Here is a 16,377-nt window from a genome sequence, read left to right on the forward strand (position 1 = left end):
CTCCGAGGCGATCATTTCGAGGGTGGACTGCTGGCGGTGCAGCTCGGCATCGACGGCGGCGGCGACGTCGGGGTCGAGCTCATGGAGGGAGCTGTCGAGGAGCGGCATGGGGCGGCGCCTTCCTGGGCGGGAGGTCAGGTGGTGGCCGGCTGGACGGCGCGGGCGAGTTCGCGGCGTTGCCGCATGAAGGGGCGGGGGCGGTTGAGGGCGAGCACGGCGGTGGTGCGGCCGTCGCGTTCGTAACAGGCGAGGAAGCTGCGGTCGTCGGGGGAGCCCTCGACGATGCGCGGGGTGTCGGTGGGGCCGCGCCGGCCGGCGAACTGGATCCGTACGCCGTACTGGTCGGACCAGAAGTAGGGCAGGGCCTGGTGGGTGGTGACCGTACTGCCGGCGAGGAGGTTGCGGGCGGCCACGGTGGCCTGTTCGGTCGCGCTGGTCCAGTGTTCGGCGCGGATGCCGTCGGCCCTGGCGACGTCGCCGACGGCCACGATGTTGGGGAGCGGGGTGACGCAGCCGGCGTTGCAGCGGACTCCGTCGTCGAGCGGGAGACCGGAGGCCTCGAGCCAGGCGGTGTGCGGGCGGATGCCGATGCCCACGACCACGATCTCGGCGGGGAGCAGGCGGCCGTCGGCGAGTTCCACCCCGGTGACACGGCCGTCGGTGCTCGCGCTGTGCAGCCGTGCCACGCCGGTGCCGGTGAGGAGGGTGACGCGGTGGTCGGTGTGGAGGGCCGCGCAGATCCGGGCCATTTCCTCGCCGAGCTGGGGGACGAGGGGGAGCGGAGCGGCTTCGACGACGGTGACGTCATGGCCGAGGGCGGCGCAGGAGGAGGCGACCTCGGCGCCGATGAAGCCGGCACCGATCACCACGACCCTGGCGGGGCCGCGTACCAGGTCCGCGCGGAGTGCCTGGGCGTCGTCGAGGGTGCGCAGGGTGTGCGCTCCGGCGGGGGCCTCGCCGGGGAGGTGGCGGGGGCCGGCGCCGGTGGCGATGACCACGCCGTCGGTGGTCAGGGACCGGTCGCCTTCGAGGAGCACCGCGCCGGCGCCGGTGTCGAGGCCGGTGGCCCGGGTGCCGAGCAGCCATTCGGCGTCGAGTTCGGCGATCTCCTCGGCGTCGGCGAGGGCCAGTTGGTCCTGGCCGGTGGTGCCGGTGAGGAAGTCCTTGGACAGCGGCGGGCGGTCGTAGGGGCGGTGCCGCTCGTCCCCGACGATCACCAGGCGGCCTTCGTACCCCTGGGCGCGCAGGGCCCGGGCGGTGTACAGCCCCGCCAGTGAGGCCCCGATGACAGCGACCGACTTCATGCGGCGGTGCCCTCCTCGGCGGCGTGGTGGACGTAGATCATGCCGTCCTCGACGGTCACGGGGTGGGTGCGCACGGCCCGGCGCGCGGGCAGGCAGGTGGGCGCTCCGGTGCGGAGATCGAATGAAGCGGCGTGAAGCGGGCATTCGACCAGACACCCCTCCAGCCAGCCGTCCGCGAGCGAGGCGTCCTGGTGGGTGCAGGTGTCGTCGATGGCGTACAGCTGCCCGTCGGCGTTGAAGACGGCGATCGGAGGAGCGGTGTCGATGCGTACGGACTCGCCTGCGGGCAGGTCGGCCAGATGGCAAACAGGAATCACAGGACCCCCCTGTTACTGTTCGGTATCATCGAGGAGTTTCGCGCTGCGCACGATGGAGCGCTATGCGCAACAGAATCCAGTCGGGGAGCGCGCGCGTCAAGCGATCCCAGGAAATGCCGGCCGTTCGAATTCGGACCCGCGAGCGGGTTCCCAGGTGGTGAGATCCAAGACATGACGGACATCGTGGAGGAGCAGGCGGAGGGCAAACCGTCGAAGGCGCCCGCGAGCGCCGTGCAGTCGGTGGACCGGGCGGTGACCGTTCTGGAGATCCTTGCGCGGCTCGGCGAGGCCGGGGTGACCGAGGTCGCCGACGAGCTGGGCGTGCACAAGTCCACCGCGTTCCGGCTGCTGGGTGTGTTGGAGAGCCGCGGGCTGGTCGGGCAGGAGCAGGAGCGCGGCAAGTACTACCTCGGCGCCGGGGTACTGCGGCTGGCCGGCGCGGCGGCCGTACGGCTGGACATCTCCCAGGAAGGCGCGGCGATCTGCAAGCGGCTGGCCGACGAGCTGGGGGAGACGGTCAACATCGCGGTGCTGGAGAGCGACGCCGCGGTCAACATCATGCAGGCGCGCGGCCCGGCGTCGGTCACCGCGCAGAACTGGCTCGGCCGCCGGACGCCGCTGCACGCCACCTCCAGCGGCAAGGCGCTGCTCGCCTATCAGCCCGCGCCGGTCCAGGACGCCGTGCTGGCGCGGAAGTTGCCGCGGCTCACCGAGCGGACGGTCACCTCGGCCGAGGCCCTGCGCCGTGAGCTGAGGGAGGTCGTCGAGCGGGGCTTCGCGATGGCGGTCGAGGAGCTGGAGCTCGGACTGCGGGCGGTCGCGGCGCCGGTGCGGGCGCACGACGGCTCGGTGATCGGCGCGATCAGTGTGTCGGTGCCCGCCTACCGGCTGGACGAGGAGCGGCTGCCGGAGGTCGTCAAGGGCACCGTTTCCGCAGCTGAGGAGCTTTCCCGGCGGATGGGGTACGCCTGTTGAACGGCTGAGGTGCGCAGGTGCGGCGGCGGGGCCGGAGCGGAAGTTCCGGCCCCGCCGCCGTGTCCGGCCGGGTAACGAGCCTTTTACGAACAGCTGGTCCGCACCCCTTGACGGTGCCGATTCGGCGTTCCCACTATGTCTCTCATCGCGCAACCAGTCGTGCAGTGCGCAACACTGAGGGGTAGGGCATGCCACACGAAGTCCATGCCGTCGTCGCGGCGAAGCAAGGCGCACCGGTCGAGTTGCAGACGATCCTGGTGCCGGATCCCGGCCCGGGAGAAGTGCTTGTCGCCGTGCAGGCCTGCGGGGTCTGCCACACCGATCTGCACTACCGGGACGGTGCGATCAACGATGAATTCCCCTTCCTGCTGGGCCATGAGGCGGCCGGCACCGTCGAGTCGGTGGGCCCCGGCGTCACCGATCTTGCCCCCGGTGACTACGTCGTACTCGCCTGGCGGGCGCCCTGTGGCAGCTGCCGCTCCTGTCGCCGCGGCCGGCCCTGGTACTGCTTCGACTCCCGTAACGCCGCACAGCCGATGACCCTGCTCGACGGCACCCCGCTCGCCCCCGCCCTCGGCATCGGGGCCTTCGCCGAGAAGACCCTGGTCGCCGCCGGGCAGGCGGTGAAGGTCGACCCCGCGGCCCGCCCCGAGGCGGCCGGCCTCATCGGCTGCGGGGTGATGGCCGGTTACGGCGCCGCCGTGCACACCGGGGGAGTGGGCAGCGGTGACACCGTCGCCGTCATCGGCTGCGGCGGGGTCGGCAATGCGGCGATCGCCGGTGCCTCGATCGCCGGGGCGCGCCGGGTCATCGCCGTCGACATCGACGAACGGAAGCTGGACGGCGCCACCCGCTTCGGCGCCACCCACACCGTCAACTCCCGTGGTACCGACCCGGTCGAGGCGGTCCGGCAACTCACCGGCGGGCACGGCGCGGATGTTGTCATCGACGCGGTCGGCCGCCCCGAGACCTACCGGCAGGGCTTCTACATGCGCGATCTGGCCGGGACCCTGGTCCAGGTCGGCGTCCCCGACCCCGAGATGCGCATCGAGCTGCCGCTGATCGACCTCTTCTCCCGCGGCGGCGCGCTGAAGTCCTCCTGGTACGGCGACTGCCTGCCCAGCCGCGACTTCCCCGTCCTCATCGACCGCCACCTCAGCGGACGGCTCGACCTCGACGGCTTTGTCACCGAGACGATCGGCCTGGACGAGGTCGAGTCCGCCTTCGACAAGATGCGCGACGGCCAGGTACTGCGCTCCGTCGTAGTCCTGTAGCGGTGCCACCGACCCCATGTGATCCGGCAACCGCGTCCCGCGCCACCCGCTCGACCCTGTCACGGCGTTACCCCCGTCGACCACCCCGACCAGCAGGAGGAGGGGCATGTCCCGTACGCCCGCACACAGTTCCCGTGTGGTTGTCATCGGCGCCGGCATCGTCGGCTGCTCGCTCGCCGACGAACTGACCGCCCGCGGCTGGACCGACGTCACCGTCCTCGAACAGGGCCCACTGCCGGCCCCCGGCGGCTCCACCTCGCACGCCCCGGGCCTGGTCTTCCAGACCAGCCCCTCCAAGACGATGACCGAGTTCGCCGCCTACACCGTGCAGAAGTTCGGCTCCCTCGAAGTCGACGGACTGCCCTGCTTCCACCCCGTCGGCGGCCTGGAGGTCGCCACCACCGAGGCCCGCTGGGTCGATCTGCACCGCAAGGCCGGACTCGCCGCCTCCTGGGGCGTACGCGGCGCACTGCTCACCCCCGAACAGTGCAGGCAACTGTGGCCGATGCTGGACGAGAGCAGGCTGTACGGCGGGTTCCACACCCCCGACGACGGGCTGGCCCGCGCCCTGCTCGCCTGCCGCGCCCAGATGGAGCGGGCCGCCTCCCGCGGCGCCCGCTTCCTGGAGCGGCACACCGTCACCGGCATCGAGCGGGCGGACGGCCAGGTCACCGGTGTCGTCACCGACAGGGGCACCTTCCCCGCCGACCATGTCGTCTCGGCCGCCGGCTTCTGGGGCCCGGTGATCGGCGCGATGGCCGGGGTGGACGTACCGTTGCTGCCGCTCGCCCACCAGTACGCCAAGACCGCGCCGCTGCCCGAGCTCGCCGGCGTCAACGACCCTCGTGAGGAAGCCGGTAAGCCGATCCTGCGCTTCCAGGACCGCGACCTGTACTTCCGCGAGCACCACGACCGCCTCGGCATCGGCTCCTACGCCCACCGCCCGATGCCCGTCGACCCGTTCACCGTCCCCGCCTTCGACGACGCTCCCGTCATGCCGTCCTCACTGCCCTTCACCGAGGACGACTTCGCGCCCAGCTGGCAGGACAGCGTCGAGCTGCTGCCCGCACTGGCCGGGTCCGAGGTGGCCGAGGGGTTCAACGGTGTCTTCTCCTTCACCCCCGACGGTATGCCGGTCCTCGGCGAATCCCGTGACCTGCGCGGATTCTGGCTCGCCGAGGCGGTCTGGGTCACCCATTCCGCGGGCGTCGCCAAGGCCGTCGCCGAATGGATGACGGACGGCCGGCCCGCCGTCGACATCCACGAGTGCGACCTCGCCCGCTTCGAGGATGCCCAGCGCTCGCCCGCGTACATCGCCGACCGCGGCGCCCAGAACTTCATCGAGGTCTATGACGTCATCCACCCGCTCCAGCCCATGGAGCAGCCCCGGCCGCTGCGCACCAGCCCCTTCCACCCACGCCAGCAGGAGCTCGGCGCGTACTTCCTGGAGGGCGGCGGCTGGGAGCGTCCGCACTGGTACGAGGCCAACGCCCCGCTCGCCGAAGGGCTCCAACTCCCCGAGCGGGACGCCTGGTCGGCACGCTACTGGTCGCCGATCGCCGCCGCCGAGGCGAAGGCCACCCGCGAGCGGGTCGCCCTGTACGACATGACGCCGCTGCGCCGGCTGGAGGTCACAGGACCGGGCGCCCTCGACTTCCTCCACCGGATGACCACCAACAACCTCCGCAAGAAGCCCGGTGCGGTCACCTACACCCTGCTCCTCGACGAGACCGGCGGGGTGCGCTCCGACCTCACCGTCGCGCGCCTGGGGCCCGAGCGCTTCCAGGTCGGCGCCAACTCCCCGGCAGACCTGGACTGGTTGCAGCGCCACGCACCCGGTGAGGGGGTGCACATCCGGGACATCACCTCGGGGACCTGCTGCATCGGCGTCTGGGGACCGCTCGCCCGCGACCTTGTCCAGCCACTGACCCGGGACGACTTCTCGCACGAGGGGTTCGGCTACTTCCGTGCCAAGCAGACCTACCTCGGCCATGTCCCGGTGACGGCGATGCGGCTGAGTTACGTCGGTGAGCTGGGCTGGGAGCTGTACACCACCGCGGATCTGGGGCTGCGGCTCTGGGACACGCTGTGGGAGGCGGGCCGCGCACACGGCGTGATCGCGGCCGGGCGCTCGGCCTTCAACTCCCTCCGCCTGGAGAAGGGTTACCGCGCCTGGGGCGTCGACATGACCGACGAGCACGACCCGTACGAGGCGGGGGTCGGCTTCGCGGTCCGGATGGACAAGGACGGCTTCACCGGACAGGCGGCGCTGCACGGCCGCCCGGAACCGGTACGCAGACTCACCCCCCTGCTCCTCGACGACCCCGCCGCCGTCGTCCTCGGCAAGGAGCCGGTGTTCGTCGACGGGGCGCCCGCCGGATACGTCACCAGCGCCGCGTACGGCTACACGCTCGGCCGCTGCATCGCCTACGCCTGGCTGCCGACGCTCGCCACCGGCACCGGCGTGCACATCGAGTACTTCGGCGAGAAGGTCCCGGCGACCGTCGCCGACGAGCCGCTCTTCGACCCGAAGATGACCCGCATCCGGCGCTGAGAAGCACGCTGAGACGCACGCTGCGACGCACCAAGGAGGCCACTGTGTCCCCCACTTACGACGTGATCGTCATCGGGCTGGGCGGTATGGGCAGCGCCGCCGCGCACCAGCTGTCCGCGCGCGGCGCCCGGGTGCTCGGACTGGAGAAGTTCGGACCGGTGCACACCCGCGGCTCCAGCCACGGCGGTTCCCGGATCACCCGGCAGTCCTACTTCGAGGACCCGGCGTACGTTCCGCTGCTGCTGCGCTCCTACGAGCTCTACGAGGAGCTGGAGCGGGCGACCGGCCGTGACGTCGCCACCCTGTGCGGTGGTGTGATGCTCGGTCGCCCCGACTCGCGGACCGTCTCGGGTTCGCTGCGCTCCGCCCAGCAGTGGGACCTGCCCCACGAGATGCTGGACGCGAAGGAGATCCGCCGCCGCTTCCCGACCCTGACGCCCGACGACGACGAGGTGGCGCTCTACGAGGCCCGGGCGGGCCTGGTCCGCCCGGAGAACACCGTCGCCGCCCACCTCCAGCTCGCCACCCGGCAGGGCGCCGAGCTCCACTTCGAAGAGCCGATGACGCGCTGGGAGCCGTACCGGGACGGCGTACGCGTCCATACCGCCGAAAACACCTACACCGCGGGCCAGTTGGTGATCTGCCCGGGCGCCTGGGCGCCACAGCTGCTCACCGACCTCGGGGTGCCGTTCACCATCGAGCGGCAGATCATGTACTGGTTCCAGCCCAAGGGCGGAGTCCGCCCCTTCCTCCCCGAGAACCACCCCATCTACATCTGGGAGGACGGGGCCGGGATCCAGGTCTACGGCTTCCCGTCCATCGACGGACCGGAGCTCGGGGCCAAGGTCGCCTTCTTCCGCAAGGGCGTGGTGTGCACACCGGAGACCATCGACCGCACCGTGCACGACCACGAGGTGCGGGCCATGGCGGACCAGATCTCCCGCTGCATCCCCGACCTGCCAGGCACCTTCCTCAAGGCCGCCACCTGTATGTACTCCAACACCCCCGATGAACACTTCGTCATCGCCCGTCACCCCGCACACCCGGAGTCGGTCACGGTCGCCTGCGGATTCTCCGGCCACGGCTTCAAGTTCGTGCCCGTGGTCGGCGAGATCGTCGCCGATCTGGCCCTGACCGGCAGCACCGCGCACCCCATCGGTCTCTTCGACCCCCGCCGCCTCGCCACCGCGCCCGCCTGAGGAGTACGCACGTGACGACGACCCCGCTCTCACCCAGCCTGATCGCCACCCTCGCCGGCCACTACTACACCGACCCCGAGATCTTCCGCCAGGAACAGGAGAAGATCTTCGAGCGGCTGTGGTTCTGCGCCGTCCGCAGCGCCGACCTGGCCAGGCCCGGCGCCTTCCGCACGGTACGGGTCGGCCGGGAGAGCGTACTGATCACCCGTAACCGCGCCGGTGAACTGCGTGCCTTCCTCAACATCTGCCGGCACCGCGGCGCGCAGCTGTGCACCGCGGAGTCCGGCGAGGTCCGCCGCACACTCCAGTGCCCCTACCACGCCTGGACCTACGACCTCGACGGGCGCCTGGTGGCCGCCCCCAACCTCCAGAAGATGCCGGACATCGACCGTACCGAACGCGGCCTGGTCACCGTCCCGCTGCGCGAATGGCTGGGCTACACCTGGGTGTGTCTGGCCGACGAACCGCCGTCCTTCGAGGACACCGTCATCGGCGCGGCCGTCGAGCGACTGGGCGACCCGGCCGCCATCGACCGCTACCGCACCGAAGGACTGGCCATCGGCAAACGCCTCACCTACGACGTGCGGGCCAACTGGAAGCTCATCATCGAGAACTTCATGGAGTGCTACCACTGCGCCACCATCCACCCCGAACTCACCGACGTCCTCCCGGAGTTCGCCGACGGCTTCGCCGCGCAGTACTACGTCGGCCACGGCGCCGAGTTCGCCGAGGAGGCCGCCGGATTCACCGTGGACGGCAGCGCGGGCTTCGGCCGGCTGCCGGACATCGAGGACACCCAGGACCGCCGCTACTACGCGATCACGGTCCGCCCCCAGGTGTTCGTCAACCTCGTCCCCGACCACGTCATCGTCCACCGGATGTTCCCGATGGCCGCCGACCGCACCGTCGTCGAATGCGACTGGCTGTATCTGCCCGAGGTCATCGACTCCGGCGCCGACGTCTCCAGGTCCGTCGAGCTCTTCCACCGGGTCAACACCCAGGACTTCGAGGCCTGCGAGCGCACCCAGCCCGCCATGCACTCCCGCGCCTACCGCGACGGCGGGGTGCTCGTACCCAGCGAGCACCACATCGGCGCCTTCCACCGCTGGGTCACCGAGCGCCTGGAGGGCACCCGTGGCTGATCTCTTCATCGACGGCCGCTGGCGCGCCGCGCTCACCGAGCGGACCCGTGAGATCCGCTGCCCCGCCGACGGCAGCCTGGTCGCCGTCGTCGACGAGGCCGGCGGCAAGGACGCCCTGGAGGCGGTCGCCGCCGCCCGGCGCGCCTTCGACGAGGGACCCTGGCCGCACACCCCGGCCGCCGAACGCGGCGATCTGCTGCTGCGCGTCGCCGGACTGCTGCTCCGCGACAAACCGGCGCTGGCCCGCGCCGAATCCCTCGACACCGGCAAACGCCTGGTCGAGAGCGAAGCCGACATCGACGACATCGCCGCCTGCTTCCGCTACTTCGGCCGCCTCGCCGGCACCGAGGACGGCCGGGTGGTCGACCCGGGCACCCCTGGCGTCGACAGCCGGATCGTCCATGAACCGATCGGGGTCTGTGCCCTGATCACCCCCTGGAACTACCCGTTGCTGCAAACCGCGTGGAAGGTCGCCCCGGCCCTCGCCGCCGGCAACACCTTCGTGCTCAAGCCCAGCGAACTCACCCCGCACACCGCGCTCGCCCTGATCCGGCTGCTCCAGGAGGCCGGGCTGCCGGACGGCGTCGCCAACCTGGTCCTGGGCACCGGCCCCGAGGCCGGCGCCCCGCTCACCGACCATCCGGACGTCGACATGGTCTCCTTCACCGGGGGGCTGCTCACCGGGCGGCGGATCATGGCGGCCGCTGCCGGCACCGTCAAACGCGTTGCCCTCGAACTCGGCGGCAAGAACCCCAACATCGTCTTCGCCGACGCCGACTTCGACACCGCCGTCGACCACGCCCTGACCGCCGTCTTCCTGCACTCCGGCCAGGTCTGCTCGGCCGGCGCCCGGCTGCTGGTCGAGGACGCGCTGCACGACCGCTTCGTCGACGAGATCGTGCGCCGCGCCCAGCTCATCCGGCTGGGCGGGCCGTTCGACGAGGACGCCCGTACCGGACCGCTGATCTCGGCCGCGCACCGCGCCAAGGTCGAGGCGTATGTGGCCGCCGGGCTCGCCGAGGGCGCCGTACTGCGCTGCGGTGGCGCCCGCCCCGACGATCCCCGACTCGCCGACGGCTACTACTACTTGCCCACCGTCCTCGACGGATGCCACGCCGCCATGTCCGTGGTGCGCGAGGAGTCCTTCGGACCGGTCCTGACCGTCGAGCGCTTCACCGACGAGGACGAGGCCGTACAGCTCGCCAACGACACCGTCTACGGGCTCGCCGGCGCCGTATGGACCGGCGACCAGGCCAGGGCCGACCGGGTCAGCTCCGCGCTGCGCCTGGGCACCGTATGGATCAACGACTACCACCCCTATCTCCCGCAGGCGGAGTGGGGAGGCTTCAAACAGTCCGGAACCGGCCGGGAACTCGGACCCAGCGGCCTGGCGGAGTACCGGGAGACCAAACACATCTGGCGCAACACCGCGCCCGCGCCGCTGCACTGGTTCGACTGAGGAGGAACGCTCTTGAACTCACCCGACGCGGTGTCACCAAGAGGTGACACGCGGAACGACACGCACCCCACGCACGACGACACCGAGCTCGCCGAATTCGGTTACCGCCCCGAACTCAAGCGCACCCTCGGCAATTTCCACACCTTCGCGGCCGGCATCAGCTATATCTCCATCCTCACCGGCACCTTCCAGCTCTTCTACTTCGGCTATGGCATCGGCGGCCCCGCCTACTGGTGGTCCTGGCCGATGGTCTTCGCCGGCCAGCTGATGATCGCCCTCTCCTTCGCCGAGCTGGCCGCCCGCCACCCCGTCGCCGGCTCGGTCTACAACTGGGCCAAGAAGCTGGGCAATGCGCATATCGGCTGGCTGGCCGGCTGGATGATGCTGGTCGCCTCGATCGTCTCGCTCTCGGCGGTGGCGCTCGCCTACCAGCTGACCCTGCCGAAGATCTCCGCCGCCTTCCAGTTCATCGGCGACGGCACCGGTACGTACGACACCGCCACCAACGGCGTGCTGCTGGCGGCGGTGCTGATTCTGTTCACCACCCTGGTCAACGCCTTCGGCGTCAAGCTCATGGCCCGGATCAACACCGCGGGCGTCTTCATCGAGCTGATCGCCACCGTGGTGCTGATCGTGCTGTTCGCCGTCCACATCGTGCGCGGCCCGGACGTGGTCATGGAGACGCACCACACCGGCGACGGCCAGTCCCTCGGCTACCTGGGCGCCTTCCTCACCGCCTCGCTGGCCTCCGCCTATGTCATGTACGGCTTCGACACCGCGGCCTCGCTCGGCGAGGAGTCCCTGGACCCCTCGCGCAACGCACCGCGCGCCATCCTCCGGGCGCTGATCGCCTCGTTCGTGCTCGGCGGGCTGATCCTGCTGCTCGCCATGATGAGCGTGGGCAGCCTGAACGGAAAGGGCCTGACCACCGACGGCCTCCAGTACGTCGTCCTGGACGTGCTCGGCGACACCGTCGGCAAGGCGATGCTGTGGTGCGTACTGATCGCGGTCACGGTCTGCGCGCTGGCCGTGCACACCGCCGCCATCCGCCTGGCGTTCGCGATGTCCCGGGACAACAACCTGCCCGCCGCCTCGCTGATGGCCAAGGTCAGCCCGCGCTTCCAGACACCGGTACTGCCCGCGGTCGTCGTCGGGGTGCTCTCCCTGGCCGTGCTGCTGCTCAACATCCGCCAGCCGCAGATCTTCTCCGTGGTGACCAGCATCGGCATCATCATGATCTACCTGGCGTATCTGCTGGTCACCGCCCCGATGCTGGTGGCCAGGCTGCGGGGCAGATGGGTACCGGCCGGCGGCGGCCGCTTCAGCCTGGGGCGCTGGGGCCTGCCGGTCAACATCGTCGCGGTCCTCTGGGGCGCCGGCATGATCGTCAACCTCGCCTGGCCACGGGACGCGGTCTACAACGCCACACCGCCGCACCACTGGTATCTGCGCTGGGGCGCGGTCCTCTTCGTCGGCGCTGTCGCACTCGGCGGCTTCGCCTACTACTGGTGCGTCCAGCGCCACCGTACCGGCGTACTCGCCGAGCACGCCGCCGCACCGCGGCCGGCCGCCGAGCACGGCACCGGCACCGCCTCCCCGCACTCCGTCCCGGCGCACGACTGACCCGCATCCGGAGCCCGATCCGCAAGGAGGTCAACTCCCCATGCCCACAGAAGAGTTCGACTATGTCATCGTCGGTGGCGGTACGGCTGGCAACGTCGTGGCGGCCCGGCTCAGCGAGGACCCGGGCGTCACCGTCTGCGTCCTGGAGGCCGGCCCCTCCGACGTCGGTGACGACAACGTCCTGCGGCTGGACCGCTGGATGGCGCTGCTGGAGTCCGGCTACGACTGGGACTACCCCGTCGAGCCCCAGGAGAACGGCAACAGCTTTATGCGGCATGCCCGGGCCAAGGTCCTCGGCGGCTGCTCCTCGCACAACTCCTGTATCGCTTTCTGGGCCCCCGCCGAGGACCTCGACGAATGGGCCGCGCGCGGCTGTACGGGCTGGAGCGCGGCCGACTGCTTCCCGCTCTATCAGCGGCTGGAGAGCAATGACGCACCCGGCGACCACCACGGCCGCACCGGCCCGGTCACCCTGCGCACCATCAACGGCGCGGACCCCTGCGGCACCGCCCTCCTGGCCGCCTGCGCCGAACACGGCATCCCCACCACTCCGTTCAACACCGGCACCACCGTCCTCCGCGGCGCTCATTGGTTCCAGATCAACTCGGACGAGAACAACACCCGCCAGTCCTCCTCCGTCGCCTACCTCCACCCGGTCATGGGCAAGCGCCCCAACCTCACGGTCCGTACCGGCGTACGCGCCAAACGCCTGCTGATCGACGCGGACCGCCGCTGCACCGGAGCCGAGTACCTCGACCCCGACCTGATCCACACCCGGACCGTGCGGGCCCGCCGCGAGACCATCGTCTCCTGCGGCTCCCTCGACACCCCCAAGCTGCTGATGCTCTCCGGTATCGGCCCGGCGGAGCATCTGCGCGAGGTGGGCGTGGACGTCCTCGTCGATGCGCCGGGCGTCGGCGAGAACCTTCAGGACCACCCCGAGGGCGTCATCATGTGGGAGGCGAAGCAGCCCATGGTGACCACCTCCAACCAGTGGTGGGAGATCGGCATCTTCGCCGACACCGAGCCCGGCCTGGACCGCCCGGACCTGATGTTCCACTACGGCTCCGTGCCCTTCGACATGAACACCGCCCGGCACGGCTATCCGACCTCCGAGAACGCCTTCTGCCTCACCCCCAACGTCACCCACGCCCGCTCCCGCGGCACGGTCCGCCTGCGCACCCGCGACTTCCGCGACAAACCCAAGGTCGACCCGCGCTACTTCACCCATGAACACGACGTACGGGTGATGACGTACGGCCTGCGCCTGGCCCGCGAGATCATCTCCCGGCCCGCCATGGCCGACTGGGCCGGTGCGGAACTCGCGCCGGGCCCGGACGTGCGCACCGATGACGAGCTGTTCGACTACCTCCGCACCACCCACAACACCGTCTACCACCCCTCCTCGACGGTGAAGATGGGCGCCGCCGACGACGCCATGGCGCCGCTGGACGCCCGGCTGCGGGTCAAGGGGATCACCGGCCTGCGCGTCGCGGACGGCTCGGTGATGCCGGAGCTGGTCACCGTCAATCCGTGCATCACCACGATGATGATCGGCGAGAAGTGCGCCGACATGCTCCGGGAGGACGCCGGCTGAACCGTTGAGCGGGCCGAATTGTCAGACCCCGGCGCTACGTTGTGGTCATGACGGAATTCGTACTGGTTGCAGGGGCGTGGCTGGGAGCGTGGGCGTGGGACGAGGTGGTGCCGGAGCTGCGGGCGGCCGGCCACGGCAGCCATCCCGTGACGCTGTCCGGCCTCGCCGAGAAGCAGGGCCGGCCGGCCGGGCAGCAGACCCACGTCCAGGACATCGTCGACGCGGTCGAACGCCACGATCTGCGCGAGGTCGTCCTGGTCGGGCACAGCTACTCGGGCATCCCGGTCGGCCAGGCCGCCGAGCGGATCGGTGACCGGCTGGCCCGGGTGGTCTTCGTCGACTCCAACGTTCCCGCGGACGGAGAGTCGTTCGTGTCCGGCTGGCCGGACGGCCGGGCGATGGTGGAGGCATCGATAGCCAACAACGGTGGCTTCTGGGCGCCCCTGACCGCGGAAGACTGTGCAGGCCAGGGTCTCAGCGACGGGCAGATCGCGCGCCTCGTGGACGGCGCGACCCCGCACCCGGGTGCCACGCTCACCGAACCGGCCGTGCTGGCCCGGCCGCTGGGTGAGCTTCCGGCTACGTACCTCAAGTGCCTGCTCGACGGTGCCGAGCCGAGCCCCGATGTGGCCGCGCTGCTGACCGGCCAGCGCTGGCGGCTGGTCGAGATGGACACCGGCCACTGGCCGATGTTCTCCCGGCCGCGCGAGCTGGCGCGGATCCTCCTCGACGTGGCCGGGGCCGGCGGCTGAGCCCGGGGTGCCGGAGCCGCCGGCACCGGTCGTCTGCTCGCCGGAGCACGGCAGGGGCATCGCAGAACTACCCTCCACGGGCGGGCAATCGACAACCCCGCCACCGTACAGGAACGCATGAATGGGTATTCATCTGTCGTCGCTAGAATGGCCGCATGGGCCACGGAATGGATGACCGCATCACCACTCGCGAGCGCCTGGACACGGTGGGCGCCGCCGATGTCGCCGCGACCCTCCAGGCCCTGTCCACCCCCTCCCGGCTACGGATCCTCGCCAGACTCCAGGAGGGGCCCTGTGCGGTGGGCGACCTCGCCGCCGCCGTCGGCATGGAGCAGTCCGCCTGCTCCCATCAGCTCCGGCTGCTGCGCAATCTCGGCCTGGTCATCGGCGAGCGCAACGGCCGCTCCATCATCTACGCGCTCTACGACCACCATGTCGCCGAGCTCCTTGACCAGGCGCTCTTCCATGTCGAGCACCTGCGGCTGGGCCTGCATGACACCCCATCAGGGAAGGCGGGTGCGGCGGACGGCTGACGGCCAGTCACCGTGTAGCCTTCGCATGCATCCGGTATGCAGTGCCGGGTGCGGCGAGGGATCTTCACGAGTGGGGGAGCGGGCGATGCAGTCGGGGCGCGAGAAGGCCTACGCGTATCTCAAGGACAGCGTGCTGACCGACCCGGAGATGCAGGACCGCTTCCTGTCCGAGCAGGAGATCGCCGACCGGATCGGCGTCTCCCGCACCCCGATCCGCGAGGCCCTGCTGCTGCTCGCCGCCGAGGACCTGGTGCGCCTGGTGCCCAAGCGCGGGGCGCATATCGCCCCGCTGTCCGGCCGGGAGATCGGCGAGCTGATGGAGATGCGCCGGCTGATCGAGCGCTTCGCCGCGACGCACACGACGGCCGCGGGCACCGCCCCGGTCGACGAGATGGCCGCCGTCCTCGCCCACCAGGACGGTCTGCGCGGCGCGGACCGCACCAAGGAATTCCTCGCCGCCGACCACCGCTTCCACGCCACCCTCGTCGCCGCCGTCGGCAACTCGCTGATGAACAGGCAGTACGAGGCGCTGCGCAGCCGCCAGAGCAGGGCCGGGATGGTCACGCTGCACCGTCCCGGCAAGCGGCAGGACGAGGTGGTTGCCGAGCACCGGCAGATCCTCGACGGGCTGGCCGCCGGAGACGCCGCGGCCGCCTGTGCGGCCATCGACAACCACCTCCGGGCGACCCAGCGCATCCTCCTGGCGGCCTGACCCCGCGCCGGTCGCTCCGCCCTTACAGTCGGCGGTTGTCCAGCACCGCCACCGCCCGCCGTACCCGCTCGGTCTCCTCGATGTCCGCCTCGGCCACCAACAGCTCCGGTGCGCTGCCCAGTTGGGCGCGCACGGTGCCGTCGGGACCGATCAGCGCGCTGTGCCCGACGCCGGTCGGCGCCTTCGTGGGCGCCTCCGGATCGGCCTGCGGATCCGGCGCGGACTGACCGACCGCCGCCAGCCAGACCGTCGCGTCCAGGGCGCGGGCCCGCACCAGCAGATCCCACTGGGCCCGCTTGCCCGGTCCCGCGCCCCAGGCGGCCGGCAGTACGGACAGCACGGCGCCGGCGTCCGCATGCGCCCGGAACAGCTCGGGGAACCGCAGGTCGTAACAGGTCGCCAGGCCCACCCGGACCCCGTCGAGGTCGAAGGTCACCACCCGTGTGCCCGCCGCGACCGTGTCGGACTCCTTGAAGCCGAACGCGTCATAGAGGTGGATCTTGTCGTAGGACTCCTCGACGTCGGGCCCGGTGGCCAGCAGGGTGTTGGCCACCTTCCCGCCGGGCGCCGGGGTGAACATGCCCGCCACCACCGTCACCCCCGTCTCCTGGGCGACGGAGCGCACGCCCTCGGCCCACGGCCCGTCCAGCGGCTCGGCCACCGGCCCGAGCGGCACCCCGAACCGCACCATCGACGCCTCGGGAAAGACCGCCAGCCGCGCCCCCTCGTGCGCCGCGCGGCGCACCTGGTCCTGTACGTCGGCGAGATTCTCCTTCGGGTCGGTCGAGGCCGTCATCTGGCACAGCGCGATACGCATGCGATCTCTCTTCCCTCGTGCTTCCGTCGTGCCGATTCTCGTCCCGATACGCACAAAGCGACAGCCTGGCCCGCGGGAGGCGGGCCAGGCTGTGCGCAGAGACCGTCAACGGGCTGTCC

At 70.9% G+C, this 16,377-nt stretch carries 14 protein-coding genes; 11 read left to right on the forward strand and 3 right to left on the reverse strand.

Translation table 11 applies throughout. The features are described 5' to 3' along the window. Positions 1-134 precede the first annotated feature (134 nt). Complete coding sequence (locus ACZ55A_RS30235; protein WP_468846651.1) at positions 135-1,304, reverse strand: NAD(P)/FAD-dependent oxidoreductase; 1,170 nt, start codon at positions 1,302-1,304, stop codon at positions 135-137. Then, a complete protein-coding gene (locus ACZ55A_RS30240; RefSeq protein WP_468846654.1) occupies positions 1,301-1,621 on the reverse strand; it encodes a bifunctional 3-phenylpropionate/cinnamic acid dioxygenase ferredoxin subunit in 321 nt (106 codons plus the stop codon). The genes ACZ55A_RS30235 and ACZ55A_RS30240 overlap by 4 nt, the downstream gene beginning before the upstream one ends. 171 nt (positions 1,622-1,792) lie before the next feature. Between ACZ55A_RS30240 and ACZ55A_RS30245 the strand changes: the two genes are divergently transcribed. The 11 genes from ACZ55A_RS30245 (at position 1,793) to ACZ55A_RS30295 (ending at position 15,441) form a co-directional block, all read left to right on the forward strand. Next, positions 1,793-2,596 (forward strand): IclR family transcriptional regulator, encoded by an 804-nt coding sequence (locus ACZ55A_RS30245; protein WP_468846657.1) that lies wholly within the window; start codon positions 1,793-1,795, stop codon positions 2,594-2,596. Positions 2,597-2,784: 188 nt separating this feature from the next. Beyond that, positions 2,785-3,870: an S-(hydroxymethyl)mycothiol dehydrogenase gene (locus tag ACZ55A_RS30250; RefSeq protein WP_468846659.1), complete on the forward strand. Its 1,086-nt coding sequence runs from the start codon at positions 2,785-2,787 to the stop codon at positions 3,868-3,870. Between the two features lie 106 nt (positions 3,871-3,976). Then, entirely contained in the window at positions 3,977-6,424 is a 2,448-nt protein-coding gene (locus ACZ55A_RS30255; RefSeq protein ID WP_468846662.1) for a GcvT family protein, read from the forward strand. A 44-nt stretch (positions 6,425-6,468) separates the two neighbouring features. Next, positions 6,469-7,623, forward strand: coding sequence for an N-methyl-L-tryptophan oxidase (gene solA / locus ACZ55A_RS30260; RefSeq protein WP_468846664.1), 1,155 nt, complete (start codon positions 6,469-6,471; stop codon positions 7,621-7,623). A gap of 11 nt (positions 7,624-7,634) precedes the next feature. Further along, the gene (locus ACZ55A_RS30265; protein ID WP_468846667.1) at positions 7,635-8,765 is read left to right on the forward strand and encodes an aromatic ring-hydroxylating oxygenase subunit alpha; all 1,131 of its coding nucleotides are present in this window, start codon (positions 7,635-7,637) and stop codon (positions 8,763-8,765) included. Then, positions 8,758-10,224 carry an aldehyde dehydrogenase family protein gene (locus ACZ55A_RS30270; protein WP_468846669.1) on the forward strand — a complete coding sequence of 489 codons (1,467 nt, stop codon included), beginning with the start codon at positions 8,758-8,760 and terminating at the stop codon, positions 10,222-10,224. Before ACZ55A_RS30265 ends, ACZ55A_RS30270 begins: the two co-directional genes overlap by 8 nt. 30 nt (positions 10,225-10,254) lie before the next feature. Further along, entirely contained in the window at positions 10,255-11,847 is a 1,593-nt protein-coding gene (locus ACZ55A_RS30275) for an APC family permease (protein ID WP_468847026.1), read from the forward strand. Between the two features lie 40 nt (positions 11,848-11,887). Next, positions 11,888-13,444 carry a GMC family oxidoreductase gene (locus ACZ55A_RS30280; RefSeq protein WP_468846671.1) on the forward strand — a complete coding sequence of 519 codons (1,557 nt, stop codon included), beginning with the start codon at positions 11,888-11,890 and terminating at the stop codon, positions 13,442-13,444. A 47-nt stretch (positions 13,445-13,491) separates the two neighbouring features. Continuing rightward, positions 13,492-14,196 (forward strand): alpha/beta fold hydrolase, encoded by a 705-nt coding sequence (locus ACZ55A_RS30285; RefSeq protein WP_468846674.1) that lies wholly within the window; start codon positions 13,492-13,494, stop codon positions 14,194-14,196. 155 nt (positions 14,197-14,351) lie between these two features. Beyond that, positions 14,352-14,729, forward strand: coding sequence for an ArsR/SmtB family transcription factor (locus ACZ55A_RS30290; RefSeq protein WP_468846677.1), 378 nt, complete (start codon positions 14,352-14,354; stop codon positions 14,727-14,729). An 85-nt stretch (positions 14,730-14,814) separates the two neighbouring features. Next, complete coding sequence (locus ACZ55A_RS30295; protein WP_468846680.1) at positions 14,815-15,441, forward strand: GntR family transcriptional regulator; 627 nt, start codon at positions 14,815-14,817, stop codon at positions 15,439-15,441. Between the two features lie 22 nt (positions 15,442-15,463). On the opposite strand, the gene ACZ55A_RS30300 is transcribed toward ACZ55A_RS30295, so the two are convergent. After that, complete coding sequence (locus ACZ55A_RS30300) at positions 15,464-16,258, reverse strand: carbon-nitrogen hydrolase family protein (protein WP_468846683.1); 795 nt, start codon at positions 16,256-16,258, stop codon at positions 15,464-15,466. Positions 16,259-16,377 lie beyond the last annotated feature (119 nt).

This window comes from Streptomyces sp. NPDC034111, assembly GCF_055575375.1.